Genomic DNA, 8,832 nt, shown 5'->3' with positions numbered 1-8,832 from the left:
CCTACATCAGCCTCACCCGAGCAGCCTGATCAACAACTCATGACACATCTATCGGGACTTCCCCTTGACACATGTCTCGGGACAGCACAGTTCCGCGTGAACGGAAACTGTCCAAGATCTGCTGGTAGCCATCAACCGGACCGCGCCATCCGCTACCGCCGGCGCACCATCCCGCTTCCGGCGGGCACCCGGTTCCGACGGACACCCGCCGGCGTCCCGGCATCCACTTCCGGCGGGCACCCGACGTCGCGGCATCCACTTCCGGCCGGCACCCGGCGTCGCAGCGTCCGCGACCAGCGACCGTGTGCCTGCCACACCGGAAACGGAAGTGCCACTGGCCGGCACCCCCGGGTTGCGGGTGCCGGCCAGCGGTCGGTGTCGTGCAGTGGTGCTTAGGTGCGCTGGTTCTGTGGGTGCGGTGGTGTGGGTCAGCTGTTCCAGTACTGGGCGACGAGGTCGGTGGCCTGCTGTTCCCACTGGGCGTAGGCGTCCGGGTAGGCCGATACCTGCACGGTCTGCGCGGCGTCGGTCAGCGGCATGTCCTGCCACCCATCGACCTGCTTCAGACCCTTGAGGAACGCGGTGGTGGAGTACTCGGGGTCGGTGATCTGCTCCGGCGTACCCCAACCCGAGCTCGGGCGCTGCTGGAACAGGCCCAGCGAGTCGTGGTCGTTCATGTCGCCGAGGTGACCCAGGTTCTCCAGCTTCGACTCCTGCAGGCTCGTCGCGATCGAGATCACCGCGGCCCGCTCCGGGAGGCCGGCCTTCTTCGTGGCGGCGATGATCGCCTTGACGTTGGCGGTCTGCTCGTCGTTCAGGGTGATGTGGGACTGGTCGCCCTGCGGCTTCGGCGCGTTGGTCTGCACCGCCACCGCGACCGGCTTGGCATCGACCGGGTTGGCGTGCGCGGCGACCGGGCCGGCGAAGACACCACCGGCGAACGCGAGACCAGCAACAGACAGCATGCTCTTACGGAAGATCGTGTTCATCAGGGGTAGCTCCTTCGGGGGTAGAACACCCGCACACACCGATCGGGGGACACGGTGGTGACGGGTGTGAGCACCTCGTCCGGCGCTGCACGTAACAAGGGGGAAAGTCTGGGGGGTGACGCCTACGGTGACTCGGCGTCTGACGGCGGCCTACGGGCGGGGGCTCGTGGCGCCGGGTCCCTGTGTAACGACCGGGGGCCGGGGGTCATTCCGGGGCTGGCCCACCTGCCGGCACCCTCATCGTGGCGGTGCCTGCGGTCGTTCGTGGGGACTGCAACGACCCGGTGGCCGGGGTCATTCCCGGGGCTGGCCCACCTGCCGGCACCCTCGTCGAGGCGGTGCCTGCGGTCGTTCGTGGGGACTGTAACGACCGGCGGCTGGCTCGCATTCCAACCTGCGCGACCACGCCCCAAGGGTCGGGCGGCGGGTCGGTGGTGCTGCGATCGTCAGGGTATGTAACGACCCCGGCCCGGCCATGATTCCGGCCCACCCGTGCGACCGGTCACCACCCATACCGCCCCATCACCCGACAAACCGCCCACCACGTCGGGCCCACAATGTCGAATCCGCCTCAGCCAAGCGTGATCGACTCGGGTTCACGGAAGTCGGGGCATCCCGGACTCCCGGACATCCCGACTTCATGAAACCCGAGTTGATCATCCTGGCCCGGCCGTCCGGCGCGGCCGTCCGGCCCGCCCAGCCTCCCCGTCCTGCATGTCGCCTCGCCCACGGGTGCCCGGCCTCGGATCCTGGATGCCGGCCCGGCCCGCGCGTCCGGTCTCCCATCCTGGCCGCGTCAGGTGTCCAGGTAGCGCAGGATGGCGAGGATCCTGCGGCTGTAGCCGGTCGTGTGAGCGAGGTCGAGTTTGTCGAAGATGGCGTTGACGTGCTTCTCGATCGCGCTCTGCGACACGTGCAGCCGCTGGGCGATGGCGAGGTTCGTGTGCCCCTGGGCCATCTCGTGCAGTACGTCCCGTTCTCGCGGCGTGAGCCGACCGAGCGGGTCGGGCCGCTCGGAGCCGGCCACCACCTGGCGGACCACCTCCGGGTCGAGGGCGGTGCCTCCGGCGGCGACCCGGTCGAGGGCGTCGAGGAAGTCGTCCACCTGGGCGACCCGGTCCTTGAGCAGGTAGCCGACCCCCTCGGGACGGTCCGCGAGCAGCCGCCCGGCGTAACGCCGCTCCACGTACTGGGAGAGTACGAGGACGCCGGTGTCGGGCCACCGATGACGGATCTCCAGTGCGGCCCGCAGGCCGTCATCGGTGTGGGTGGGTGGCATCCGGACGTCGGTGACGACCACGTCGGGACGGGAGCGTTCGACCGCCTCGACAAGCTGGTCGGCGGTCCCGACCGCCGCGAGCACCTCGTGGTCCTCGTCGGCGAGCAACCGCGTCAAGCCCTCCCGGAGCAGCGTCGAGTCTTCGGCGAGGACTAGTCGCACGGTAACTCCGCCAGCAGGGTCGTCGGACCGCCGGCTGGGCTGGTCACCCGCAGCCGGCCGTCCAGCGCGGCGACCCGCCGCGCCAGCCCGGACAACCCGCGCCCGGTCGGTTCCGCCCCGCCGACGCCGTCGTCGTGCACGCGCATCCGGATCCACCCATCCCGTACGCCAATATCGACCGTGACCAGGGTAGCGGCGGCGTGTTTCGCGGCGTTGGTGAGCGCCTCGCAGGCCACGAAGTACAGCACCGTCTCGAGCTGCCGTTCGGGGCGGGCCGGGAGCTCGCAACGGATCCGCACCGGCACCTCGGAGGCGCGGGCGACGATGGTCAGTACCTCGCCCAGGTCACTGCTGTCCAGGGCCGATGGGTAGACCCGCCACGCCACCTCGCGCAACTCCTCGATGGCCCGCTGCACGTCCTCGTGTGCCTGGGCGAGCAGCGCGTGCGTGCGGTCGGCGTCGCGGGCGCGCCGGGCCCGGCCGAGCAGCATGCCGAGGGCGACCAGCCGTTGTTGGAGGCCGTCGTGCAGGTCGCGTTCGATGCGCTGCCGTTCGGCGTCCACGGCGGCGATGACTCCGGCCCGACTGGTGGTCAGCTCGTGGACCCGTCGCGTCAGCGCCGCCCGACTTCCCGGGCCGAGCAGTCGTCGAGCCAGCCGGATGTCCAGCGCGGCGATGCTCGCAACGGCCTGAACGTTGAGCAGTAGCAACACCGCCCCGACGGCGACCTGGGACAGGGCGTCGAGCAGGGTCAGCTCTCCGCGCACCGCCGCGCGCAGCACGATCCCGGCCAGCACCACTCCTACGCCCAGCACGGCGTACGCCAGCAGGCCGAGCGTGCCGGGTAGCAGTCGGGCAGCGAGGTAGCCGACCTGCCGCCGGGTCGGCACAGCGTTCGGCGTGGGCACATCCTCGGCGGCGAGCAGCCCGGCGAGGCGGCGATGTTCCATCCGCACCAGCCACCCGCCGTACCTGCTGGTCAGGCCGGATACCCGACGGCCGGCCGCAGGCGCGAACGCGCACACGCTGTACGCGGCGGCCGCGACGGCGAGAAAGGCGAACTCGACGGCGGCCGTCGCGACTCCGACGGCGACGCCGACCGGCAGCCGGAGCCGAAGCCACCACCTACCGGTTCGCCGCTCCCCCACCACCTCGCCCGCCTTCCGCACCGAGTCTTGGCTAGCGCTCGTCCGAGGCCCAGGTGCCGCTTCGGTAGAGGGTGCCGCGCCCGCCCGGGTCGGGCATCCCGTTCAGTTCGCTCTGCGCGGGTTCGGTCGGCTCGGGGTTCCGCGCGGCGCGGCGGGCCTTCAACACGCGGGACCCGACGAACCAGGCGGCCGCCGCCACGCAGACCACGATCACCACTTTCTGGAGCGTGCCGACGTAGCCCTCGACGAGGTGCCAGTTGTCGCCCAGCAGGTAGCCGGCGAGCACGAAGGTGGTGTTCCAAATCAGGCTGCCCAGCGTGGTGTAGAGCAGGAACGTGGTCACCGGCATCCGCTCCACGCCGGCCGGAATGGAGATCAAGCTCCGGAAGATCGGGATCATCCGGCCGAAGAAGACCGCCTTCACACCGTGCCGCAGGAACCACGCCTCGGTCCGGTCCACGTCGCTGAGCTTGACCAGTGGGAGCCGGGACACGATGGCGCGCATCCGGTCACGCCCCAGGGCCGCGCCGATCAGGTAGAGCGCGAGCGCGCCCAGCACCGAGCCCAGCGTGGTCCAGAAGATCGCACCGACCAGACTCATCCGTCCCTGTGCGGCGACGAACCCGGCCAGCGGCAGGATCACCTCGCTGGGGATCGGCGGGAAGAGGTTCTCCAACGCCACCGCCAGGCCGGCACCCGGTCCGCCGAGTCGTTCCACCAGGTCAGTGACGTAGCCGACGATCCCGTCCTGCGGTGGTTCCGCGGCGGCGGCGGGGGTTCCGGTGGCGAACACGGCGTGGGACGTTCGAATCATGCGCCCACGTTACGAAGTCATCCTGAGAGTCGACCATGAGGCTGACCGCCCGGCCGCGCGGGTCGACCACACCGGTGGGGGTGCGGAAAGCCGCACCCCACTGCGGCTCGCGGTGGTGCAGCCGCCGTGCGTACCCCTGGATGTCGCGGAGAACGCGCGGTCGCACGCCGCCGCGGTCCGCGCGGCGCGCGCCCGGGTGGTGGTCTTTCCGGAGCTGTCGCTGACCGGGTACGAGTTGGACGCGCCGGTCCTGTCGGTCGACGACCCACGGTTGGCGCCGCTGGTCGAGGCGTGCGCCGAGACGAACGCGCTGGCCCTGGCCGGTGCGCCGGTCGCGGGCGACCACATCGCGATGCTGGCGGTGACCGGCGGCGGTGCGACGGTGGCGTACCGGAAGATGTGGCTGGGGGACGCGGAGGCCCGCCGCTTCCGGCCCGGCGACGCGCCGGTCGTGCTCGATGTGGACGGTTGGCGGGTGGGCCTGGCGGTCTGCAAGGACACCGGCGTGGCCGCGCACGCGGCGCGGACGGTCGCGCTCGGGATCGACGTGTACGTGGCGGGCGTCCTGGAGTCCGCCCGCGACGCCGCAGTGACGGACCAGCGCGCGTACCGGATCGCCACCACGCACCGGGTCTGGGTGGCGGTGGCGAGCTTCGCCGGGTCGACCGGCGGTGGCTACACCGAGGCGGCGGGGCGGTCGGGCGTCTGGACGCCGGACGGCGAGGTCGTCGCCCGCGCGGGCGCCGAACCGGGCGAGTCGGTAAGCGTCACCATCGGCTGACCGGTCGCCGCAGGTGGCCACGGCCGGCGCGGTTAGGGTGATGCAAATGATCTCCGGACGAGTCGTGCAGCTGCGGCGGTACCCGGTGAAGTCGCTGCTCGGAGAGCGGATCGCGGCCGCCGACATCGGTGAGACCGGCGTCGCGGGTGACCGATTGCTGGCTCTGCTGGATCCGACCAGTGGACGGGTGGCAAGCGCCAAGCAACCCCATCGCTGGCGGGGCCTGCTCACGCTACAAGCGACCGGCGGGGCGACCGATCCGGTACGGATCACCCTGCCCGACGGCCGCCACCTGTCGATCGAGGACCCCGACATCGACCGGGCGCTCACCGCGGCGGTGGGCCGCCCGGTGACCCTCATCGACGCCGTACCGGCCGGCGCCACCCTGCTGCGGTCCCACCCGGAGGCGGTGCTCGCCGCCGGCCTCGACGACGAGGTCGCGGCCGACGAGAGCCGGCTCGGGTCGGTGCTGCCCAGCACCTTCTTCGACTTCGCGCCGATCCACCTGGTCACCACCGCGACCCTGGACCGGATCGCCGGGCACCTACCGCCGGGGGCGGGGACAGTGGAACGCTACCGGCCCAACCTGGTGCTCGACACGGACACGGACGCCTTCGCCGAGAACGGCTGGGTCGGCCGGGAGCTGCGCGTCGGGCCGGACCTGGTGCTCGCCGTGCTCGCGCCGACGCCGCGCTGCGCGGTGCCGACGCTCGCGCACGGCCCGCTGCCCCGCGAGACCGAGGCGCTGCGGGTGCCCGCCCGGCTCAACCGGATCGAGCCGCTGCCCGGGATGGGTCCCCAGCCGTGTGTCGGCGCGTACGCCCGTGTGGTCCGCTCCGGACGGGTGGCCGACGGCGACCGCGCCACGGTCGGCCCGTGAGTGTTTGCGCGCCGACGACGACCTTGAAATGCTTCGGGAATGACCACCTTTCCGGGGACCTTCGCCGATGACGTCGTCGGCCAGTCAGCCCAGACGCAGTTCGAGGCGTTCATCGACGAGCACCGCAGAGCGCTCAACGGCTACCTGGACGGGCTGACCGAGGAGCAGGCGCGCCGGTCGTTGGTGCCGTCCCGGACGACGCTGCTGGGTCTGGTGAAGCACGCCGCGTTCGTCGAGAAGGTCTGGTTCGACGAGGCCGTCACCTGTCGGTCCCGCTCGGAGATCGGCATTCCCGCCACGCCGGACGAGTCGTTCATCCTCGACGACGGCGACACGATCGCCTCGATCCAGCGAGCGCACCGCGAGGCGTGCGAGGCCTCCCGCCGCGCGACGGCGTCGCTGGGCCTGGACGACGTGCTGCGCGGCAACCGACGCGGCCCGCTGCCGCTGCGCTGGGTCTACCTGCACGTGCTGCGCGAGCTTGCCCAGCACTGCGGGCACGCCGAGATCCTGCGCGAGCAGATCCTGGCGGCCGACTAGCACCGCCGACTGGTCGCGCTCGGCATGGCCAGGTTCACGCTCTAGCCCACCCGCCGGTGTCGGCGAAGCGACGCAGCGTCCAGCGGGCCGGCGGCCAACCGCCGGGGTCGTGGTCGCTGGTCCATTCGGTGATCGAGGCCGGGGGTACGTCCAGGTCGAACGCCCGGAAGACCGGCTGCGCGGCGAGGGCGTGGAACCCGCCCTCGACGGTCTCGCTGTGGCCGACCAGGACCACTGTGGAGCCCCGGTGCCGGTGGGCGATCTCCATGATCGCGCGGCTGACCCGGACCACCAGTTCGGCCCAGCTCTCGTTGCCCTCCTCGAACGGTCGGAACACGCCGCCACCTGGCACCGCGTGGTCGGTGCGGAAGAGTGCGGTCGGCAGGCCGTCGGCGTACGGGGGTGTGTGCCAGGTGCAGAGACCGCAGTCGGCCACGGGCCGGACGCCCAGCGCCGCGCCGATCGGTTGCGCGGTCTCGACCGCCCTGCGCAGCACGGACGAGTAGACCGCCACCGGCCCGTCGGCGACGACCTCACCGGTGAGTCGGTTGGCCAGGTTGTGTGCCTGCTCGTGGCCGAGGGCGGTGAGGCCCCGACAGCCACGTGGCCCACCGACGATTCCTTCGAGCTGGTGGACCGACTCGCCGTGTCGCACGAAGATCAGACGTGTCCGCATCGGGACATCATGCCAGCGGTATCGACGGAGGTATCAGTCGTCCGTACGGCCGGTGGAGAAGGTGTCGGCCTGGGTGAGCAGAGCGTCCAGTTTCGCGCCCGTCTGCGCTGGTAGGCGGTCCCGCCGCACCAGCTCGGCGATGTCGTCACGCAGGTCGGCGACGCGCTTGGCGCGGTCCCTGCTGCGGCGGTTGAGGTCGGCGAGGTCGTCACGCAGGTCTTCGGCGGTCTTGCGGTCGACGTCACCGCGGGCCACCGCGCTGGCGAGGACGGCGGCGAACTCGCTGCTCACCTGCCGGAAGCTGACCGGTACCTGCTGCCCGACCGTGGGGGGCGTGGTGCTGGCGGCGGAAGGTGGCGAGGACGGCGCGGCCGGCGTCGGCGAGTGCGTCGTGGGTGCGGGCGCCGGGGCGGCGGAGGTCGAGGGCGCGTCGGCGACCTCGGCCGGGTCGGGTGTGCCCGGGTTGCCGAGCGGACCCTCCGCGAGCAGGGCGCCGACGCCGATCAACACGGCGAGGACGGCCGCGGCGAGCACGGCGAGGGGCCGACGCGATCGACGTCGGGCCGGCGCGGCGGCAACCGGGACGGGGCGGGCCACCACCGACCGGTCGATCAGGGTGGGCGGGTGGGCGACCGGCCGGATGCGCAGCAGCTCGGTGGGCGGCTCGACCGGCTGACCGGCGCCGAAGCGGCGGGCCAGGTGCGCGGCGCTCGGTCGGTCGGCCGGGTTGGCGGCCAGGCAGGCGACGGTCAGCTCGGCGATGTCGGCGGGAAGGCCGGGCACCCGCAGCGGCGGCACCGGGGTGCCCCGCCGGTGCACCTCCAGCGCGTCCTCCCAGCTCTGCACCGGCAGTGGCGCCTGCCCGGTGAGGGTGCGGTACAGCAACGCGCCGAGGGCGTACACGTCGCTCGCCGGGTCGGGCGGGCCGGCGGTCAGCCGTTCCGGGGCGAAGTAGGCGGGGGTGCCCATCAGCGGTTCGCCGGACTGGCTGTCGAGCCCACCGAGCGCGGCGATGCCGAAGTCGAGCACCTTGGCGCCGGTGTCGGTGAGCATGACGTTGCCCGGCTTGACGTCGCGGTGCACGACGCCGATGCGGTGCGCGGCGGCCAACGCGGCGGCGATCTGCCCGGCCACCCGGACCGCCTCCGGCCAGGGCAGCGGCCCGGTCCGTAGCCGGTCGGCCAGGTTGTGACCGTCGACGAGTTCCATCACCAGGTACGGAACCACGACGCCGTCGGCCAGGGTCGCCTCGGCGTAGTCGTACACCTGGGTCACGTGTGGGTGGGTCAGCCGGGCGGCCGCGCGGGCCTCGCGTTGGATGGTGGCCCGCAGCTGTGGGTCGGTGGCGAACTGCCCGGCGAGCACCTTGATCGCGACCGGCCGCCCGAGCACCTCGTCGTCGCCTCGCCACACCTCGGACATGCCGCCGAGACCGATCCGCTCGTGCAGTACGTAGCGGTCGTGGAGGCGGAGAGTGGGCATGAGCGGTGACATGGCTCCACCAGTCTGCCTGGCAACGCCGCACTCGACCACTCTGCGTGCCCAGCCCCACACCGTTCGTCC

General features: G+C 72.1%; 9 protein-coding genes. 3 read left to right on the top strand and 6 right to left on the bottom strand.

Translation table 11 applies throughout. The features are described from left to right. Positions 1–428: 428 nt before the first annotated feature. From ACIBD9_RS26880 to ACIBD9_RS26865, 4 genes are all read right to left on the bottom strand, one after another. Positions 429–989 (bottom strand): hypothetical protein, encoded by a 561-nt coding sequence (locus ACIBD9_RS26880; RefSeq protein ID WP_396721842.1) that lies wholly within the window; start codon positions 987–989, stop codon positions 429–431. Between the two features lie 796 nt (positions 990–1,785). After that, positions 1,786–2,430 carry a response regulator gene (locus ACIBD9_RS26875; RefSeq protein ID WP_396721841.1) on the bottom strand — a complete coding sequence of 215 codons (645 nt, stop codon included), beginning with the start codon at positions 2,428–2,430 and terminating at the stop codon, positions 1,786–1,788. Then, positions 2,421–3,599 (bottom strand): sensor histidine kinase, encoded by a 1,179-nt coding sequence (locus ACIBD9_RS26870; RefSeq protein ID WP_396721840.1) that lies wholly within the window; start codon positions 3,597–3,599, stop codon positions 2,421–2,423. The genes ACIBD9_RS26875 and ACIBD9_RS26870 overlap by 10 nt, the downstream gene beginning before the upstream one ends. A 10-nt stretch (positions 3,600–3,609) precedes the next feature. Continuing rightward, complete coding sequence (locus tag ACIBD9_RS26865; RefSeq protein ID WP_396721838.1) at positions 3,610–4,392, bottom strand: DedA family protein; 783 nt, start codon at positions 4,390–4,392, stop codon at positions 3,610–3,612. Here ACIBD9_RS26865 and ACIBD9_RS26860 point away from each other — a divergent pair. The 3 genes from ACIBD9_RS26860 to ACIBD9_RS26850 are packed head-to-tail and all read left to right on the top strand — an operon-like array spanning position 4,391 to position 6,593. Next, positions 4,391–5,173, top strand: a complete 783-nt coding sequence (locus ACIBD9_RS26860) for a carbon-nitrogen hydrolase family protein (protein WP_396721837.1) — start codon at positions 4,391–4,393, stop codon at positions 5,171–5,173. The genes ACIBD9_RS26865 and ACIBD9_RS26860 overlap by 2 nt on opposite strands. Positions 5,174–5,219: 46 nt before the next feature. Continuing rightward, entirely contained in the window at positions 5,220–6,053 is an 834-nt protein-coding gene (locus tag ACIBD9_RS26855; RefSeq protein WP_396721835.1) for an MOSC domain-containing protein, read from the top strand. Between the two features lie 39 nt (positions 6,054–6,092). Next, a complete protein-coding gene (locus ACIBD9_RS26850) occupies positions 6,093–6,593 on the top strand; it encodes a DinB family protein (RefSeq protein WP_396721834.1) in 501 nt (166 codons plus the stop codon). Positions 6,594–6,627: 34 nt separating this feature from the next. On the opposite strand, the gene ACIBD9_RS26845 is transcribed toward ACIBD9_RS26850, so the two are convergent. Then, on the bottom strand, positions 6,628–7,269 hold the full coding sequence (locus ACIBD9_RS26845; protein WP_396721832.1) for a histidine phosphatase family protein: 642 nt from the start codon (positions 7,267–7,269) through the stop codon (positions 6,628–6,630). A gap of 33 nt (positions 7,270–7,302) precedes the next feature. After that, on the bottom strand, positions 7,303–8,751 hold the full coding sequence (locus tag ACIBD9_RS26840) for a serine/threonine-protein kinase (protein ID WP_396721830.1): 1,449 nt from the start codon (positions 8,749–8,751) through the stop codon (positions 7,303–7,305). Positions 8,752–8,832 lie beyond the last annotated feature (81 nt).

It is taken from the genome of Micromonospora sp. NPDC050784 (assembly GCF_044456765.1).
Classification (GTDB): Bacteria; Actinomycetota; Actinomycetes; order Mycobacteriales; family Micromonosporaceae; genus Micromonospora; species Micromonospora foliorum.
Note: the sequence above shows the minus strand (reverse complement) of the source record. Positions and strands in the feature narration are given on the sequence as shown.

Bases quoted from the DNA above. Each gene is read 5' to 3' on its own strand.
- ACIBD9_RS26845 (WP_396721832.1), bottom strand. From the start codon at position 7,269: ATGCGGACACGTCTGATCTTCGTGCGACACGGCGAGTCGGTCCACCAG.
- ACIBD9_RS26860 (WP_396721837.1), top strand. From the start codon at position 4,391: ATGCGCCCACGTTACGAAGTCATCCTGAGAGTCGACCATGAGGCTGAC.
- ACIBD9_RS26850 (WP_396721834.1), top strand. From the start codon at position 6,093: ATGACCACCTTTCCGGGGACCTTCGCCGATGACGTCGTCGGCCAGTCA.
- ACIBD9_RS26855 (WP_396721835.1), top strand. From the start codon at position 5,220: ATGATCTCCGGACGAGTCGTGCAGCTGCGGCGGTACCCGGTGAAGTCG.
- ACIBD9_RS26840 (WP_396721830.1), bottom strand. From the start codon at position 8,751: ATGCCCACTCTCCGCCTCCACGACCGCTACGTACTGCACGAGCGGATC.
- ACIBD9_RS26880 (WP_396721842.1), bottom strand. From the start codon at position 989: ATGAACACGATCTTCCGTAAGAGCATGCTGTCTGTTGCTGGTCTCGCG.
- ACIBD9_RS26865 (WP_396721838.1), bottom strand. From the start codon at position 4,392: ATGATTCGAACGTCCCACGCCGTGTTCGCCACCGGAACCCCCGCCGCC.